The sequence below is a fragment of the Streptomyces durocortorensis genome (genome assembly GCF_016901035.1).
GTDB classification, from domain to species: domain Bacteria; phylum Actinomycetota; class Actinomycetes; order Streptomycetales; family Streptomycetaceae; genus Streptomyces; species Streptomyces durocortorensis.
In genome coordinates, this window is the sequence record NZ_JAFEUF010000159.1 from 1 (window position 1) to 17,132 (window position 17,132).

16 protein-coding genes, 1 tRNA gene and 1 pseudogene are annotated in these 17,132 nt (G+C 70.6%); 8 read left to right on the top strand and 10 right to left on the bottom strand.

The features are described from left to right. Positions 1-96: 96 nt before the first annotated feature. Positions 97-184: transfer RNA gene (locus JS521_RS24870), tRNA-Ser, on the top strand. Positions 185-338: 154 nt separating this feature from the next. Here the strand turns inward: JS521_RS24870 and JS521_RS24875 are convergent. Further along, positions 339-1,955: an MFS transporter gene (locus tag JS521_RS24875; RefSeq protein WP_205085169.1), complete on the bottom strand. Its 1,617-nt coding sequence runs from the start codon at positions 1,953-1,955 to the stop codon at positions 339-341. 259 nt (positions 1,956-2,214) lie between these two features. On the opposite strand from JS521_RS24875, the gene JS521_RS24880 reads away from it, so the two are divergent. Both JS521_RS24880 and JS521_RS37685 read left to right on the top strand, forming a co-directional pair. Beyond that, positions 2,215-3,444 (top strand): PP2C family protein-serine/threonine phosphatase, encoded by a 1,230-nt coding sequence (locus JS521_RS24880; RefSeq protein ID WP_205085170.1) that lies wholly within the window; start codon positions 2,215-2,217, stop codon positions 3,442-3,444. 305 nt (positions 3,445-3,749) lie between these two features. Continuing rightward, positions 3,750-4,010 (top strand): annotated as a pseudogene (locus JS521_RS37685) (winged helix-turn-helix domain-containing protein); the annotation flags it as partial. Here JS521_RS37685 and JS521_RS24885 read toward each other — a convergent pair. Next, a complete protein-coding gene (locus JS521_RS24885) occupies positions 3,922-5,190 on the bottom strand; it encodes a hypothetical protein (RefSeq protein ID WP_205085177.1) in 1,269 nt (422 codons plus the stop codon). The pseudogene JS521_RS37685 and the gene JS521_RS24885 overlap by 89 nt on opposite strands. 461 nt (positions 5,191-5,651) lie before the next feature. Here JS521_RS24885 and JS521_RS24890 point away from each other — a divergent pair, with 461 nt between their 5' ends. Together JS521_RS24890 and JS521_RS24895 are read left to right on the top strand one after the other, a co-directional pair. Next, complete coding sequence (locus tag JS521_RS24890) at positions 5,652-6,053, top strand: cyclic nucleotide-binding domain-containing protein (protein ID WP_018513577.1); 402 nt, start codon at positions 5,652-5,654, stop codon at positions 6,051-6,053. A gap of 112 nt (positions 6,054-6,165) precedes the next feature. After that, entirely contained in the window at positions 6,166-6,717 is a 552-nt protein-coding gene (locus JS521_RS24895; protein ID WP_018488459.1) for an EF-hand domain-containing protein, read from the top strand. Between the two features lie 478 nt (positions 6,718-7,195). Here JS521_RS24895 and JS521_RS24900 read toward each other — a convergent pair whose 3' ends face one another. After that, positions 7,196-8,098 (bottom strand): helix-turn-helix domain-containing protein, encoded by a 903-nt coding sequence (locus JS521_RS24900; RefSeq protein ID WP_205085171.1) that lies wholly within the window; start codon positions 8,096-8,098, stop codon positions 7,196-7,198. Next, entirely contained in the window at positions 8,095-8,892 is a 798-nt protein-coding gene (locus JS521_RS24905; RefSeq protein ID WP_205085172.1) for a peptidoglycan-binding protein, read from the bottom strand. Before JS521_RS24905 ends, JS521_RS24900 begins: the two co-directional genes overlap by 4 nt. A gap of 553 nt (positions 8,893-9,445) precedes the next feature. Here JS521_RS24905 and JS521_RS24910 point away from each other — a divergent pair. Beyond that, entirely contained in the window at positions 9,446-9,925 is a 480-nt protein-coding gene (locus JS521_RS24910) for a peptidoglycan-binding domain-containing protein (RefSeq protein WP_307847947.1), read from the top strand. Between the two features lie 258 nt (positions 9,926-10,183). Further along, on the top strand, positions 10,184-10,816 hold the full coding sequence (locus tag JS521_RS24915) for a hypothetical protein (RefSeq protein WP_205085173.1): 633 nt from the start codon (positions 10,184-10,186) through the stop codon (positions 10,814-10,816). Between the two features lie 198 nt (positions 10,817-11,014). On the opposite strand, the gene JS521_RS24920 is transcribed toward JS521_RS24915, so the two are convergent. The 3 genes from JS521_RS24920 to JS521_RS24930 form a co-directional block, all read right to left on the bottom strand. Beyond that, a complete protein-coding gene (locus JS521_RS24920; RefSeq protein WP_239487792.1) occupies positions 11,015-12,286 on the bottom strand; it encodes a damage-control phosphatase ARMT1 family protein in 1,272 nt (423 codons plus the stop codon). Further along, positions 12,283-12,549, bottom strand: coding sequence for a hypothetical protein (locus JS521_RS24925; RefSeq protein ID WP_205085174.1), 267 nt, complete (start codon positions 12,547-12,549; stop codon positions 12,283-12,285). Before JS521_RS24925 ends, JS521_RS24920 begins: the two co-directional genes overlap by 4 nt. 72 nt (positions 12,550-12,621) lie before the next feature. Next, a complete protein-coding gene (locus tag JS521_RS24930) occupies positions 12,622-13,134 on the bottom strand; it encodes a hypothetical protein (RefSeq protein WP_205085181.1) in 513 nt (170 codons plus the stop codon). A 62-nt stretch (positions 13,135-13,196) separates the two neighbouring features. On the opposite strand from JS521_RS24930, the gene JS521_RS24935 reads away from it, so the two are divergent. Continuing rightward, positions 13,197-13,733 (top strand): TetR/AcrR family transcriptional regulator, encoded by a 537-nt coding sequence (locus JS521_RS24935; RefSeq protein ID WP_205085180.1) that lies wholly within the window; start codon positions 13,197-13,199, stop codon positions 13,731-13,733. A gap of 192 nt (positions 13,734-13,925) precedes the next feature. Here JS521_RS24935 and JS521_RS24940 read toward each other — a convergent pair whose 3' ends face one another. The 3 genes from JS521_RS24940 to JS521_RS24950 are packed head-to-tail and all read right to left on the bottom strand — an operon-like array spanning position 13,926 to position 17,121. Then, positions 13,926-14,561, bottom strand: coding sequence for a flavin reductase family protein (locus JS521_RS24940; RefSeq protein WP_205085175.1), 636 nt, complete (start codon positions 14,559-14,561; stop codon positions 13,926-13,928). Next, the gene (locus tag JS521_RS24945; RefSeq protein WP_205085176.1) at positions 14,558-16,018 is read right to left on the bottom strand and encodes a dihydroorotase; all 1,461 of its coding nucleotides are present in this window, start codon (positions 16,016-16,018) and stop codon (positions 14,558-14,560) included. The genes JS521_RS24940 and JS521_RS24945 overlap by 4 nt, the downstream gene beginning before the upstream one ends. Further along, the gene (locus tag JS521_RS24950) at positions 16,015-17,121 is read right to left on the bottom strand and encodes an acyl-CoA dehydrogenase family protein (RefSeq protein ID WP_205085182.1); all 1,107 of its coding nucleotides are present in this window, start codon (positions 17,119-17,121) and stop codon (positions 16,015-16,017) included. Before JS521_RS24950 ends, JS521_RS24945 begins: the two co-directional genes overlap by 4 nt. Positions 17,122-17,132 lie beyond the last annotated feature (11 nt).

Sequence of the window (17,132 nt, forward strand, 5' to 3'; positions counted from 1 at the left end):
CCGCCCGCCCCCACCGAACGACCTGCGGACCCTCTCCGGACGATCTCCGGGGATCGTGTTCGCGAGCACCCTCCAACGTCTTGTATTGTTTGCGGCGGAGGATTCGCCTAGTGGCCTAGGGCGCACGCTTGGAAAGCGTGTTGGGGGCAACCCCTCACGAGTTCGAATCTCGTATCCTCCGCCATTGCTCTCACCGGGCAATACGTCGAAGGCCCCCCCCGCGCGCTGCGGGGGCCTTCGACGTTCCGTCGTTGCCATTGCCGCGATCAGGCCGCGGCAATTGCCTACGAGCCGCCCTCTCGGAGCGTCGGATGTGCGGGCCGGCCGCATCGGCGCCCCTACGTCTTGGCCGAGCCGGGCTGGGTCTTGGGGATCCGGTGGCTGAAGAACAGAGCGGCGAGGGCGCTGAGAGCGAGGATGGCGAGTGCCGCCCGCAGACCGTCGATGCGTGCCTCGGAGTTCGCGTCGAGTGCGGCGTCGGTCACGTCCGCGTTCACGTCGGCGTCGGCGAGAGCGGTCTTGAGCTGGGCGTCCGACAGGAAAGGGGCACCGCTCCGGAGCTGGACGCTCGATTGGTTCTTGACCTCGGCCGGGAGCGCCGGATTCTGTTCGACGCTGGTCAGGAACGAGGTGGTCAGTGTGGCGATCAGGATCGACCCGGCGAGTGCCGTACCGATCGAGGCCCCGAGATTGGTGACGGAGTTCTGGATGCCGCCGACCTCGGCGCTCTGCTCGTCCGGCACCGCGGACACCGAGACCGACCCGAGCTGGGAGGCGAGCGCGCCCATGCCCAGGCCGATCAGCAGCAGCGGGATCGTGACGATCTCCGCGCCGGCATCCGCGTCCAGAGCGGCCATCAGGACGACCGCCCCAGCGAGCATCGCGAGGATGCCGAGCCGTACAACGCGCCGTGGTGAGACGTTCGGGAGAAGACGCGGGATCAGGATCGCGGCGGCCAGCAGGGTCAGGGAGAGCGGCAGGATGCGGGCGCCGGTCTTGAGCGCCGACAGGCCGAGCGCGACCGACAGGTAGAGCGGTACGACGAAGAACACGCCCATCTGTACGAGGTACTGGAAGAAGAACATCGTCAGGCCGCCGGTGAGCTGCTTGTTCTCCAGCAGGGCCGGATTCACCAAGGGCTCGCCGCCCCTTCCGACGAGCCGGGCCTCCCAGCGGAGGAACATCCAGATCAGGAACAGGCCCGCCAGCATCAGCCATACGACCGGTGAGACCCCCAGCAGCGAGGGCGCGTCGGGCTTCGGCCGGAACCAGCCCCACTGGTCCGAGCGCAGGACGCCGAACACGAAGATCCCGAGCCCCAGGGCGGAGAGCACGGCCCCGGCGAGGTCGATACGCGGACGCCTGTCGGGTGCCGCGTCGGCGACCCGCCGGGCGAGCACCAGAATGCCGAGCACCAGTGCCACCTCTCCGGCGAAGACCCAGCGCCAGGAGAAGTACGTCGTGGCCACACCTCCGATGAGTGGCCCCACCGCGATGGCCACGGCCCCGGCGGCGGCGACGAGTCCGTAGGCGGCGGGACGGCGTCCCACGGTGAAGTTGCCGGCGACGAGCGCCACGATCGCCGGCAGGATCAGCGCTGCCCCGATTCCTTCCAGGAGTGCCCAGCCGACGAGCAGCACCGGCAGGTTCGGAGCCAGCGCTGTGGTCAGTGATCCGCATCCGTAGATGCAACAACCGATCATGAATGCCCGCTTGCGGCCGATGAGTGCGCCGACCTTGCCACCGGGGATCATGAGCATCGCCATGACGAGGGTGTAGGCCGTGATCGCCCCCTGGATCCCGGTGACGGTCGAGTCCACGTCCTCTGCCACCGTGGCGATCGACACGTTCATGACGGAACTGTCGAGTGCCATGAGGAACTGGCCAGCCGCGAGCGTCAGCAGGACGACCCGCGCCGTTGTCGAGCTTCCGGGCGAGTCCACTTTGGCGGTCATTGTCCGATGGTCGCAACGTTCGTCGGCTCCTGGTCCCCGACCCGCCATGGTGATGGGCCGGTTGGCGGTGGCCCTTTGCGCGGGGCGCCGGCCCGGCGGTTGCCTCCGCGGGTGCTTCGCGAGCGGGGGCGCCACCCGGCGGCAGGGGTTGTCCAGGTTCCTGAGGCACCCGCCGGGAGCGGTGCCCAGGCTCGGTGGCGTCATCCCGCCTATCGTGGAATGAGCACGTCGTTAAGGCCGATGCCGAGGCGGACAGCACATGAGGAAACCGCAGATCGACTACACAGCGGTCTTCCACGCCCTGCCCGGCATGGTGGCTCTGCTCACTCCGGACCTCGTGTACGCCGACGCCAACGACGACTTCCTGCGGCTGGCCGGGCGAACCCGTGAGCAGCTGCTGGGCCGCTACATCTTCGACGTGTTTCCCGAGAACCCCCATGACCGGGCCGCGGCCGGTATGCGGGAGACCCGGACGTCGATGCTGCGGGCGGTGGCCACCGGTGAGCGCGACACCATGGCGCTGCTGCGCTACGACATCCAGGACCCCGAGCGGTCCGGTCGCTGGGTGGAGCATTTCTGGAGCCCGGTCAATGCACCGGTGCTCGGCCCGGACGGGAACGTGGTGCTGATCGTGCACCGGGTGGAGGAGGTCACCGAACTCATCCGCGCTCGCGGCGGCCTCGGCCACGACGGACGCGCCCGCATGCTGGAGGCCGAGCTCTTCACCCGTGCCCGTGAACTGCAGGAGGTCAACGAACGCCTGCGGAGGGCGCAGGCGCGTGACCGCGAGGTCGCCCTGGCCCTTCAGGAGGCGATGCTTCCCGCCCCCATGCCGGTCGGTCACCACCGGGCGGCCGTCCGCTACTGGCCCGCCGCGGGCACCCTGAACGTGTGTGGCGACTGGTACGACCTGGTCGACCTGCCCGGTGACCGTATCGCGGTCGCCGTCGGCGACGTGGTCGGCCACGGTCTTTCGGCGGCCTGCGTCATGGGGCAGTTGCGCAGCGCGCTGAGCGCCGCGGCCCGTGTCGCAGCGGGCCCCGCCCAGGCCCTGGAGGCCCTTGGACTGTATGCGCGCCGTGTCGACGGTGCCGAGTCGACCACTGTGGTGAAGACCCTCATCGACTGGGGTACCCACACCATCACGTACAGCAGTGCAGGTCATCCGCCGCCGGCCCTGCTCCGCTCAGGTGGCATCGTGGCCTTTCTCGACGAGGCGACCGATCCCCCTCTCGGCGCGCGCCCCGAACACGTCCCACGGCCGGAGGCCAGTACGCCCTTTGCCGAGGGCGACACCCTCGTTCTGTACACGGACGGGCTGGTCGAACGCCGAGCGGAGGACATCGACACCGGCTTGGCCAGACTCGCCGACTCCCTCGCCCGCCATGGGCAGGACGATCCGGAGTCCCTGGCCGACGCGCTTCTGGCCGATCTGCTCCCACCCTCCGGGAACACGGACGACACTGCGCTGGTCGTCATCCGCCTCTGACGCGCCCGCCCGCGGCCACCACACGGTGAAATACGTCGGCTGAGGATCATCGCTCCGGCGATCGGCCTCAGAAGATGCCGGAGTCGCCCCCTCGGGCATCTCTGGCGGCATGGTAAACGCCGTGCCCCACACCCGTGCGCTGACCGAACGTACTGGAGGGTGAGCCGCCGGATCGCGGCTGTGTGTCCTCGCCGCTCAGGGCGCCGAGGCCCCGGAGAGGTTCTAGAAGGAGTTCGCGACGGCAGAGAGCACGGTTGCGGACTTGCTGCCGGCCGAGGCTCTGAACGCCGAACGCCCAACCCCCCGCAGACCAAAACCTGCTGCTGAGGCCGAGTATCTGCCCACGGTTCCACCCCGGCTTGGCGAGCGCCCTCACCGGCGGGAACGATTCCGGGGCGATTGCCGCGGCGCTCGAGCACTCAAACGCCTTCGTCGAGCGTGGCCGTGCGAGGAGGCCGCGCGGTGTTCGACAGCGCTTCAGTGAGCGGCCTTTCCGGTCCGGGCGTCGGCGTCCGGGGCGCCCCCCACGTCCAGGAACTCCCGGATTGCGAAGCCGGCCAGCGTGAGGACGGCAGTCCAGATCACGACCAGCGTGGTCGGGTAGGCCCAGGTGAACAGGACGGCTGCCGCGACAACCAGGATGGCGACCCCGATCCAGCGCTTGAATCGGTGCACGAACCGCCCGACCGCTCCCGGGTGAAGCCCCGCCGACATCGCCACGTCACGGAGCGCCGCAATGCCCCTGCGGCAGGCGGTACGGATGAGAACGGCGATACGGGACGGGCCGGTGAGGAAGGCGCCGAGGGCAGTGAAGAGGGCAACCGCGGCGAGCGCCCGCACGGCGGCGCGCAGGAACTTGACGAGCGCGTCGTACACGGCTCCGGCAGCCGCCTGGGAGGTCTCGGGAGAGAGGTGGTCGAGATAGACGTCACGCGCGACGGTGAGGGCGATACCGAGGACCACCATGGCGACGAACACCGCCAGTGCGGCCCCGATCAGCGCGTGTCGGCGGTCGAACGCCACGTACACCCCGGCGGCGGCGACCAGCAGGGTGATGACGGGCAACCAGCCGCCGAGGATCTGCAACACCCGCAGGAAGGTCTTGCCCTTGCCGACGTCCTGCGACTCGAAGACCACGAAGTCGGTGTGGACACCCGGAATCTTCGCTGCAGGCGAGAATCCCGCACTGACCAGCTGGTCCTTCACCTGGGCGACGATCGGAGCCACGTCGAGGGCGACCTGTCCGTTCTCCAGGGAGACCGCGCCCCCGGCCTTGCCTGTCAGAGCCTTGTCGAGTGCGGTGTGTGCGGCGCGGTTGCCGTTCTCCCACACCGTCGCAAAAGCGCTGCTGGTGACCACCCGCTCCACTGTGCTGCCGACCAGCTGCTTCAGACCGATCTCGATCGGCCCGTCCAGATCACCGAGCAGCTCGACCACACGGGGTGGGACGCCCCTCTGCGAAGCGGCGTCCGTCAGCTCCTCGACCTGCGCGTCCACGTCGATCTGCGCCAGCACAGCGGCAGTGACCCGGTTGGTGACCGCCTTCTGCACATCCGGGTCGCCGGCCAGAGGCCCGACGGTGGCGACGTACCGGTCGGCGTCCCGCACGATGCTGTTCGCCCACACCGCGACGACCGCCAGGAGCGACAGCAGGGCGGCGAACAGAATCAGCAGCACCGATCCGGCGGAGCGGGAGAAGTGATGCCGCGCCGTCCGCGTCGGCGCGGAACTCTCGAGAGCCCCCACCCTGTGCCGCAGTTCTTCGAGTTCGCCGCGTTGCGGGGCCGGGAGTCGATCGTCGCCGCAGTCACTCATGGTGACCAGCAGATCGGTGTGCAGCGGAACGCGCGACCTGGGGGAACCAGGTGGGTGATCGGCGCACCGCTGTACGAACAGCCCGAATCCCTGGGCCGTCTTGGTCTGTCGCGGAAGGTCCTCCGGCAGCAGTCAGCAGTGTCCGGGCGCCGGATGGCTTCAGCGGGCCCGACGATACGAGTCAGGCCGCGCCACACGGTAGGCACGCCGCACGGAAAAGGGGACGCCAGAAGAGGCGCTGCGTATGCGTCTCCGAAAGAACCGTTCGGCCTGCGCAGCCCGGTCGCTCACGAGGGACACTGGAGAAGGGAAGCGAACGGAGGACGACCATGCGAACTCTTTCCCCCGCACGCCTGGCCAACACACTCACCGCACATGACCGGAAACGACTCATGGAGCACGGTCACGAGGCCAACTTCCTCGAGGGCACCCGGCTCTTCGAAGAAGGCAGCGTCGCCGACCGTTTCTGGATCGTGCGATCCGGCACGGTCACACTGGACATGCGTGTGCCCGGCAGGAAACCGGCCCTCATCGAACGGCTCGGCCCCGGCGAACTCGTCGGCTGGTCCTGGCTGCTTCGACCCTACACATGGCACAACAGTGCCGAGGCCGAGACGCCGGTACGCGCCTACGAGTTCAACGCGGTGACCGTCCGTATGGCCATGGACGCAGACCCGGCCTTCGGCTCGCTGATCGGCAACTGGGTGACCTCGGTGCTCGCCTACCGACTGCAGGGCACCCGGCTCCGGCTGCTCGACGAGTACGCGCAGCACGGCGGGGTCGACACTGTCTGAGGTTCGCGGAATGGATCACTGATCCGGGTGATGGAGGGGCATCTCCGCCCCTGGGAGAGGGCCGTGACCGATCCTGAACAGGTCAGGACTTGATCACGTAAAAGGGATAGGCATGACCGCTGCGGTGCAGGACATGATCACCATCAAGCTCGAGCGCACCTTCGACGCGATGGATGCCAACCGGGACGGCCACCTCGACTGGTCGGACTACCAGAAGCTCGCGGACCGCTACATCCAGGGTTACGGGCTTTCCAGGGACGACCGCCGAACCAGGGCGCTCCAGACCTTCTGCCAGATCTACTGGCTGGAGTTGCTGCGTCACGCGGGCGTGGACGGGGACCGGCTCACCAAGGACCAGTTCGTCACCGCCAACCGTCTCGCGGTCATCGACAGCAGCCGTCTCAACGTGACCGAGGGCGGTGGTCACGCGATCTTCGACGTCATCGACGAGAACGGCGACAACGAGATCACCAAGGACGAGTTCGCTCGTCTCATGCGTGACGTCTGGAAGCATGACTCACCGGAGGCGATGGACCTGTTCCGCAGGCTGGACGTCGACGGGGACGGCGCGATCTCGCGGCACGAGTTCATCCGTGTGATCCGTGAGTACTTCCTCTCCAACGACCCCGAGGCCCCCGGGAGCATCTTCTTCGGCAATGTCTGACCCGCTCGTCACCCGAAGTGCGCTGCGTTCCTCGAGTCGTGGACTGTGGTTCGACCGGTGCGGGTCACCTTCATGGCTACAGCTACGACGTCCTTGTCGAGCTTCCCAAGGTTCCGTCCTGCTGGGTTCCGGAAGACTTCCGGTGCGGAGCGCTCCGTCGAACCGATCTCCGCTCGTCGCCTGAGCGGCGGGCCTCTCGTATCCTCCGCCATTGCTCTCACCGGGCAATACGTTGAAGGGCCCCCCCCCGTGCGGGGGGGGCCGTGGGGGTTGTTGCGGGGGTGTGCATTGTTTACCAGGCGGGGGGGGCCCCCGCCCCCCCCCGCCCCGGGGGGGGGGGCCCCCTCTCCCCCCCCCCTTTCCACCCCCGGGACAAACTGGGCCCCGCCCCCCCCGGGGGGGGGGGGCCCCCTTCGGCGTTCTTCCTCTCGTCTGCAGTCTTCACCTGCCTCTTCGGAACCCCTCCGCACCCCTGCCGTCAGGCTCGTTCGGAGCCCGGCCGCACCGAGGGCGAGGAGGGCCTGGCGGAGGGCTCGGTCACCCGGGCCTCGAAACACTCCCGCTCGTGGTCGGCCGAGGCCGGACGGAAGCAGGCCCGGACGGTGCCGCCGACGGTGGCCTCAGTCATCGCGGTGTAGACGAAGGCCGCCGCGTCCTCCGCGTTTCCGATGCGCACGCTGTGGGTCGGGCCGTCTGCCGTGACCTCCACCCGGTCGCCGATCTCGGTGCCCCACGTTCGTACCCAGGTCGCCCCGCACTTCTCGCTGTGCCGCAGTTCGACATGGGCGCCGGTTGCGGTGCGGTGCGTGGCGAGGGTGTCGGGGCCGATGCCACAGATCAAGCGCATCGGATCCCGCCCTTCGCAGGCCGCCCCATGGCACAGCGGAGCGAAGGAGAAGGGGACGGAGGAGGGGGACGGTTCGGCCCTGGGCGCTTCGGACTCCGGCAGCAGGACGAGCAGCACGACAGCGACACCGCCGACGATCACGCTGTAGACCGACGCCAGCAGCACCAGGAGCCGGGAACGTCCAAGGCGTCGTCGAGGCCCATCGGTCGTGGCGGCCTCCACGGGCCGCGGCGGCGGACCTTCTGCCGAGGAGCCTGTCGAAGAGGAGGAAGCGGGCTGGGGGGTGGCCGCCGAGCGACCGCTCCAGCGCGACTCGGCCATCTCCCAGAGGGCCAGCGGCCGCCCCGGCGGTCGGTCCGCGAGACGGCACAGCTCCTGTACGGCCTGGCGTGGAGGCAGGGCCTTGCCGTTGAGGTACCGCTCCCAGGAGGACTTGCTGTACGCCGTGCGCTCCGCCAGCGCGGCCAGACTCAGCCCCGCACCGGCCCGAAGCTCCCGCAACGCCGCGACCAGCCGGGCGTGTTCCGGGGTCACGTCGGATCTGCCTCGCGCAGGGCCTTCCAGGTCGGCGGGTCGATGACTCCGTTCACGATCAGCCCGTTCCTCTTCTGCATGTGCTCGACCGCCCGTCGGGTCTTCGGGCCGAAAACACCGTCTATGTCCCCCGGAACGGTACCCGCCCGGCGCAGCAGGCACTGGGCCTCGGCCACTTCGAGGCCCACCTGAGTGTTGGAGAGAAGCACCTCCGCGGTCGGGCTCAGCCCCGCGTGCCAGCGGCCGTCGTCTCTCTCCAGGCGGCAGGTGTAGATGACCGGGACCAAGGTCTCCGACACGGTGGCCGGCGCGGTCGCGACGGTGGCGTCGCGCTGGTGGGCGAGCTGGGTACGGGCCTCGGTGAGCCGCACGGCCAGCAGGAGGGCCGCAGAGGTGGACAGGACGGTGACCACAGCCGCCGCGGTGAGCGCGGTGCGCAGGTGGCGCCCGTACGGCTGCCGCTCCCCGGAGACCTCCACCGAAGGCGCGGGCAGGCTCTCGGCGTCCGGAACAGCGGGCTGCCGCCCCTCCCGCCAGCGTTCGGCGGCGATCTCGTGAAGCGCCAGCAGGCGAACCGGATCCTCCCCGCAGGCCCGGCACAGCGCCGCCACGGCCTCCTGCGGCGGCAGGAACCTACCGTTCAGGTACCTCTGCCACGACTTCGCGCTGTATCCGGTCCGCGCGGCCAGTTGCCGCGAACCGAGTCCGCTGCGGTCCTTCAGCCCGCGCAGCCGGACGATCAGCTGACGGGCGGGCGGGGGCAGTTCCGCGGGGAGTTCCTTCCAGCGGGGCACGCTTTTCCCATCACGTTCCGGACCGCAGGCGCGGCTTCCATACCTAGGTCTCATTCTGCATCAGCTGTCACGGGCGACGCCGAGAGAGTGTCCGCGACGGCTCGGCGGGCCCCCGCCCGGCTGCTCAACCGGCCGTCGATCCGGCGGCGTACATCCCGCCCCGGAGACTTGCCGGCCGGCGTCTCCGCAGGCCGGAGCGCGGGACGTCCCGGAACGGGGCCACTTCCGCGGCAGCTGTGGCCGACCGCCGCGCCGCTCCCGCATGCTCGGTGCCGAACCTGCCGCATGCGGGTGACGCCATGGCGTCACCCGGCCGGCAGCGGCACCGAGCAGGCGGGCGACTCCCGCACCAGCAGGGCGGCCCAGGGGCCAACACAAGGAAAGAACCCGAACGTTTCCGGGCATACCGGACCCGAGGAAGGTTCTGCGTACCCAGCGACATCGAGAGGCTTTCCACGAATTCCCCATCGAGGTTCGTGAGGAACGTCTTCTTCGAAATGACACAACGAATGCGAAGGATTGAGTCGTGCAACGAGCAGCCATGCCGATCCGCGTGCGGATCGGAGCACTGGGGGCCCTGCCCCTCCTTGTCGCCGGCATGTCGGTCGGCCCGGTTCTGGCCACACCGGCCCACGCCGCGTACGGGCCTTGCAACACCACCTCATGGCGCGATGTTCCCACTCTCGGCGGGAAGAACGACTACAAGATTCCAGCTCGTTCGGGCAATGGAATCTCCTGCTACATGGGCTACCACGAGGGCTCTTCTTCAGCGGTCGAGGCCCTTCAGCAGGCCATCACCATTTGCTACCCCGGCACCTGGGCCGCCAGGAAGATCCACAACTCCGGTGGTATTGACGGCACCTACGGCAACGGCACCGTCGAGGCGGTGAGATGGCTGCAGATCAACAAGCTCAACCTCGCCGGCAGCGCGGACGGTGTCTACGGCCCCCAGACGCGAGCGAAGATGCGGTGGCCGCACTATTACGACCGCGGTGCGCTGCTGAACTCCTGCACCAACCCGTCCACGCTCTGACCCGGCCGGCCGAGCGATATCCGGCGACGTCTCCGGACTGCCCGAGGTCCACTGTCGATTCGGCGGATTCGCAGGCCGTGGGGGATACGACATCGCCGTCAGGGGCCTGGCAGGAGAGGGAATCCCCGCGCTCCACCACACGGGCCTCAGACCCAGGACCAAGAGGATGCTCAAGACTGCCCTGTTCGAGGCAGCCTTCATATCAGCGAGGAAACAGTGCACAAGCGACGGGTCATTTCTGCGGCCTCTCTGGCCGTCATGGGTTTCGCACTTTCGGCCTGCGGCGGTGACGAGGAAGGGACGGCAGCACAGGATTCACCCTCGACCTCGACCACGGCCACGGCTTCGGCTTCGGCTTCGGCTTCGGCTTCGGCTTCGCCGAGCAGCGAAACCCCGGCAGCCGACGACAGCAGCGACGGCGGTGCCGCTCCGGCCGAGGGCGACATCACCGCGCCGGGCACGGAACTCAAGCTCGGCGAGCGGGCTGTTGTGCCGTTCAGGTACACGAGCGACAAGAAGGGCACCATCGCCGTGACCGTCACGGCCATCGAGAAGGGCGCCGAGTCCGACATGGCCGCCTTCGGTGACAAGGCGAAGGGCATGACGCCCTACTTCATCAAGATGAAGGTGGAGAACGTAGGCGGCACCGACCTGTCCTACGCCTCGTTGAAGCTCGACGGTGTACTGGAGGGCGGCGTTGGCACGGGCGTCATTCTGATGGGCGATATTCCGGGCAAGTGCGAGCGGGAGACCGCGCCGCGCGAGTTCACCGCCAAGGGCGCGTCCTACGAGACCTGCCCCCTGGCCGCGACAAAGACCGCACCCGTCACGGGCGCCGAGTTCGACGAGGGCGACACGTACAGCGACAGCCCGGTCGTCTGGACCAGCTGAGGCAGGGTTCACGCCATGCGGTAGCCGAAGGGGGGCATCAGCGGCGCTCGCCGCTGCCTCGGCGAGTGAGCGATGCTCAAAGACGGGCCCGGTGTCCGGTAGATGAACGAGCGCCCGGTCCGATTCGCAGGCGTTCATCACCATTCACCGAGCCTCTGGCCGCTGGCTCCGCCACAGGCCCGGACGCCCGTGCGTGGCTCAGCGCGGAGGGCCGGTCTCCCCGCGAACCTGGATCAAGGCCTGCGTACCGCTCGTACGCCAAGCAGCGCCGGACCGTTCCAGAGCGTCCAGCGTCTTCTGCTCCAACCCCACCACCACGTCGGACTTCAGTGTGCGCAGCACCGCGACCGCCCCGGGGAAGTACGCCGTGCGGTCGGCGAACGGTGTCGTCGCGTGCCACGTCCGATCGCCCACCAGGCGGCGGTAGTTGAGGTCGCCCTTCAGGATCGTCACGGTGGCCGCCGCGAACTCCGCCCGCAGGTCCCCCGGCATCTCCTCGTACGGCAGCGGGGCGCAGAAGAACGGATGGGCCCGGACCTCCAGGCGCCCCGTCGCCATGGCGTCCCAGAGGCGGCTTCCGATGCGGCCCGCCTCACCGGGTGCCTTCACCAGGCGGCGCAGGCAGTCGGCCACGTCGGCCGTCATCGCGTCGGAGACGTAGTACGGGTAGGGCTTCACGTGGAGCACGATCCGCTCGGCATGGCGATCCCGGAGGAGGTGGTCGATGAGGATCAGGTCCGGGATCAGCTCCCGCCCCGCGTTGTCCGCCACCACGGCGACCGTGGCGCCGGCTCCGGCGGGCAGGAGCTGCCAGAGCAGAGGGCTGTCGTCCGCGGCCAGGTCGTCGGCAGCGGTACCGGGTGCCGCATCTCCCTTCGTGACGCGGAAGCCCAGGTCCGCTCGGTTGCCCCAGACCGAGGCGTGGAGCAGGGCCGTGGCCCGCTCGTCGGCCGGTACGTCGGCGAGCGCGTCCAGGGCGCGGAGCTCCTCGTCCACCGCCGTGCCGCGAAGCTCGGCCCGCTTGAAGGGGGCGAAGGGGTCGACGCCCCGCCACGGGCCCGTCCCGAAGTAGCCGGTGGCGCCGAGGAGCCTGCGGTAGAAGTAGCTCTCCGCCCACAGGAACGGGGCGTCGAACCAGGATCTTCCGAAGAACTCCCGTCCCCAGGCCGACCACTGCTCGTGGTCAGGCTCCGAGGGGGCGAGCGGCTCGATCACCCCGTTGTTGTTCGCGTCCAGCAGGGCATCAAGTGCCTCGTGCTGGTCGGGGCCGTATGGGAAGGCGTCCCGTACCTGCTGGATCAACGCCGGATGGCGCTCGGCCAGGACGCTCCAGGCGAACGAGCCGGGCTCGTTGCTCAGGGTGACCTGTGCGGACTGTTCGGGGGCCGGGCGTGGTCCGCTGCCGACGCCGTCATCCGTGCTGTGGGCCGTCTTCTCCGCCATGGTCCGGGCCTCTCGCTCGCCGCTCATGCGTCTTCGGCCTTCAGGGCCATCAAGCGGGTGGCCACCGACTCGGGCTCCGACGGTGCGGGGGTGAGGCCGAAGTGCTCCACCAGTTCGGTCCGCAGGAACGCGGCGATCTCCGCCTGGTCCGCGCCACGGCGGAGCCTCACGAGGAGAGGCGCGAGCATGCAGTCGTACTCGTCGGGCACCTCGTCGGCGACGCCGATCGGATCCCACTCGTTGAGGAGCTGCCGCAGGTTCTTCTCGGTCAGGCCGGTTCCGGTTCGCATGGGTGCAGGATGCCACCCGGGGCGAGCCGGGGCCGCTCGCCCGGTTCCGGCCGTACGGGGCCGTCGGTGGAGCTACCGCCCGGGCTCACCGCGCAGGCGGAGCGCGGAGACGAGGAAGAAGACGCCGCCCAGGAAGGCGTAACCGGCCAGGCTGGTCAGGGAGGCTCCGTCCTTGCCCGCCTGGGCGATGAACGAGGCGCCGGCGAGCGTGGAGATGCCGCCGCTGGCGATCATGGCCCACTGGCCGCCCAGGTGGCGTCGCGCGATGCCGACGACGAGTTGGACGATCCCTGCGGTGATCGCCCAGGCACCCCAGACCCGCAGGACGGCGGGGATGCCGGAGGTGGCCGCGACGGCGAGGCCGATGCCGGTGAGGGCGCTGAGCGCGATGTTCGCGTACAGGGCGCGTACGGGTTGCCCGTTCGTCCGGGCGGCCCGGATGTCGACGACCGCGCAGGCCACGTCGAACAGGGGATAGATCACCAGCAGCGTGGCGGTGAGCGCGCCCAGCGTGTCGGCGGTCGCGAACAGCAGGGCGGCCCACACCGCGGCGAACCCGAAGCGCAGGAAGTACAGCTTGCGCAGGGTGGTGGGGACGCTGGTGGTGGGAGGGGTACCGGAGCAGCACGTCGGCGGCGCGGGCCCGGCTGCTCGACACGGCGACGAGGATCTTCTACGCGGAGGGCATCCACTCCGTCGGCGTCGACCGGATCATCGCGGAGGCGCAGGTCACCCGCGCCACGCTGTACCGGCACTTCACCGGCAAGGAAGAGCTCGTCCTCGCCTACCTCGACCAGGCCGACCGGGGCATCCGGGCGGGCATCGAGGCCGCGCGGGCGGGCGAGGGATCGGCGGCCGACGCGGTCCGGGCGGTCGCCCGGTTCATCACCGGAGGCATTCAGAGCCCCGGCTTCCGCGGCTGCGCCTTCCTCAACGCGGCGGCGGAGTACCCCGACGCAGCCCACCCCATCCACCAGGCCGTCCTGGCCCATCGCCAGTGGTTCCTGGAGACCGTCACCTCGTTGCTGGCGCAGGTCGGCGACCAGCCCGCCGACGGAGCCGGCCGGCACCTCGTCATGCTCCGCGACGGCGCCATGGCCGCCGGCTGCCTCTCCGACCCGAAGCCGATCGCGGACACCTTCCTCCTGGGCGTCGAAGGCATCCTGCGAGCACGCGGCGCCTGAATTCCTCCGGGTTCCCCAGCAAGTCCCGCGCCGCGCACCGGGCGCGCGGCGCGGCCTCGTTGCCGGAGCCCCCGGCACGTTCGCGTCTCGTGTCCTCCCGCCCCTGCTCTCCCGGGGACGCCGTCGAAGGCCCCCGCAGCGAGCTGCGGAGGCCTTCGACGGTGTCGTCGTGCGGCTTCGCGGGCGCCTGGATCAGGCGGGGACCTCCGCCGGCCTCGCGTGGGCGAAGCCCCGGTGGTGCCAGACCAGTCCTCCCGCCGGGCGGCCCAGGCAGTCGGACGCCGTGACCCGGCCCACCAGGATCGAATGGTCGCCCGCCTCGATGACCTCGTAGCGGGTGCAGGTCAACCGCAGTGCGCAGTCGGCCAGTTGTGGCGCGTGGTGCGATGTCGGGCCGGAGGCCAGGGGGACGTTCTCGAAGCGCTGGTCGGTCGGGCCGGCGAAGCGCTTCGCCAGCGCCTCGTTCTCCGGGCCCAGCAGATGGAGCGCGAAGGCCTCCGCGGAGACCAGCACATCGTGGGTGCGGGAGTTCCGGTCCAGGCAGACCAGCAGCAGCGGCGGGTCCAGGGAGAGGGAGGAGACCGCGCTGGCTGTGAGCCCTCGCGCGGTGCCCGTGGCGTCGTAGCAGGTCACGACCGTGACCGGGGCCGCGAGGGAGGCCATGGCGGAACGGAACTCGTCGGCCGCTATGTCGCCGGACGCCGGTGGAGCGGGGACAGCGGATCCGGCCACCGGGGAGCCGGCTTCCGGCGTCGAGGCGTGCGGTGCGGAGGCGGGCCGGGCGGGGCGGATCCTCGCGGACGCGGTCAGCAGGGAGGTGGCGTTCATCGGGTCGCCCCTTCCAGTTCGCGGGCCGGTTCGGAGGCAGGGATCCTGGCCGTGGGGAGGGCCGGTGCGGACGGGACAGGGCCGCCCAGCCAGCGGCCCAGGGGCTCGCCCAGCGTGCCCCGCTCCAGGTCCCAGACGACATCCCCGCCGCGTACGACGGTGGTGAAGCGGCCGGTGAACATCCAGCCCTCGTACGCCGACCAGCCGCACAGCGATTCGACGTGGGAGGCCGAGAGCTGCCAGCGGGCGGCCGGGTCCAGGAGGGCCAGATCGGCGTCGGAGCCGACCGTCAGCCGGCCTTTCCCGACCAGGTCGAACAGGTCCGCGGGGCCCGCCCCCATGAGCCGGGTCAGGTGGACGGCGGCGTCGTCGGGGGCGATGCCGCGGGCGAGCATGCCGGTCCACACCGAGACGGCGAGCTCCTGGACGCCGGGGAGGCCCGGGGGCGCCTCGGCCGGAGGCCGGTTCTTCTCCTCGACGGTGTGCGGGGCGTGGTCACTGCCGATGGTGGACGCCTCGCCGCTGAGCACGGCCTGCCAGAGCCGGTCCCGGTCCCGGGGGGCGCGGATCGCCGGGGAGAGGCGGGTGCGGGGGCCGCGGAGGGCGGTGTCGTGGTCGGTGAACGCGAGGTGGTGCCCGGTGACCTCGAAGCTGATCGGCAGCCCCTCGGCCGCGGCGGCCACGAGCAGGTCGGTCTCCTCGGCGGACGACACGTGCAGGATGTGGGTCTTCGTGCCGTACGTACGGACCAGCTGAACGACCTTGGCGACCGCGACGATCGCCCCGGAGCGCGGCCGGTGGGGCTCGTAGGCATCGTACGACTCGGGGTCGCCGGCGCGGGAGTCGAGCAGGTCGAAGACGTGCTGGTCCTCGGCGTGCAGCACGAGGCGGACCCCGCCGCGCGCGGCGGCGGCGAACGCCGCCTCCAACTGGTGCGCCTCGCGGAACACCACGGGCGCCGTGTGGTGGCCCGCCATGAACGCCTTGGCGGAGGTCGCCACCTCCGGGGCGAGGTCGGCGAGCACCTCCGGGTGGTCGGGGTCCGCTCCCATGTGGAACCGGTGGTCCACGTAGGAGCGGCCCGCGATCAGCGCCGCCTTCTCCCGCAGGGTCGCCTCGTCGAGGGACGGGGGGCGGGTGTTGGGCATGTCCATCACCGTCGTGACGCCCCCGGCCAGCGCGGCCCGGCTGCCGTTCTCCCAGGTCTCCTTGTGCTCCAGACCAGGGGTGCGGAAGTGCACGTGGGAGTCGATGAGGCCCGGCAGGACGTACCGGCCGGCGGCGCTCAGGCGGGGGCCGGCGGGCAGCGGGGCGCCGGGGGCCACGATCGCCGCGACGCGGCCGTCGCGGACGACGACGCTGCCCTCGGTCACTCCGTCGGGAGTCACCAGGCGGCCGCCTTCCACCACCAGGTCGGCCGGGGAGGAGTCGGAGGATATGCGGGAGGGGGAGTTCATCGGTTCCACGGCAGGCTCACCAGTTCCTTGCAGAGGTCGTTGGTCGGTCCCATCAGGGCGACGGCCCGGGCGTCCCGCCCGAACCGGTTGATCGGATGCGTCTCCACGTAACCCGCCGATCCCAGGAAGCGGGCCACGTCCGCCACCACCCGCTCCGCCGCCGCGGAGGCGGCCAGCTTGGAGTGGAGCGTGGTCATCCCGGGGTCGGCGGCGGTGCGCCGGCCGGCCCGCTCCACCACCGCGCGGGCGGACTCCACCTCGGTGGCCAGGTCCACCAGGCGGTGCCGGACCGCTTGGTGGACGTAGAGCCCCCGGCGCTCGGCGTGCGCATGGGCGGTGTCGAGCGCGGCCTGTGCGAGGCCCACGGCGACGGCGCCGAGGGAGGCGCCGCTGTCGCGGACCCGGCCGATGATGGACGCCGCGACGCCCGTCGCGCCGAGCCGCGCGGAGTCCGGCACCACGCACGCGCGCACCGAGACGAATCCGGTGGCGGACCCTCGCATCCCGGTCAGCCGCATCGAGGTGTCGGGGATCAGTCCCGGGTGGTCGCCCGGGACCAGGAAGAACGTCTGCCCGGCCGCTCCGTACCCGGTGTCCCGGGAGGAGGCCGCTGCCGGGGCCTCGTCCGGCGTCTGGGCCAGGACGAGGTAGACGTCGGCGAGACCCGCGCTGGTGGTGAAGGACTTGGCACCGTCCAGGAGCCAGCCCCCGTCGGGCGTGCGGTCCGCCCGGGTGGCCAGATTCTTCTTGTCGGCGCCGGCCCCGCTCTCCGACCAGGCGGAGGCGGCCAGCCAGCGGCCGTCGGCCAGCCTGGGCAGCGCCTCGCGGTGCTGGGCGGGCGAACCGTTCTCGACGATGCGGCTGGTCACGGCGCAGTGCTGGAAGAGCATGATGGCCGCCGACGCGTTCACCGAGGCGACCTGTTCCACACAGGTGTTGAGGGCCACCGCGTCGGCGCCGGCGCCGCCGTAGCACTTCGGTACGACCAGGGCGAGCAGGCCGCTCGCGCGGAGCACCGCGACGGCTTCGCGATCCGGCTCCCCGCTGAGGTCGGCCGCCTCGGCGCAGGCCGCCAGCCGCTCCAGGACCGGGGGTGTGGGCAGGAGGGGGGCGG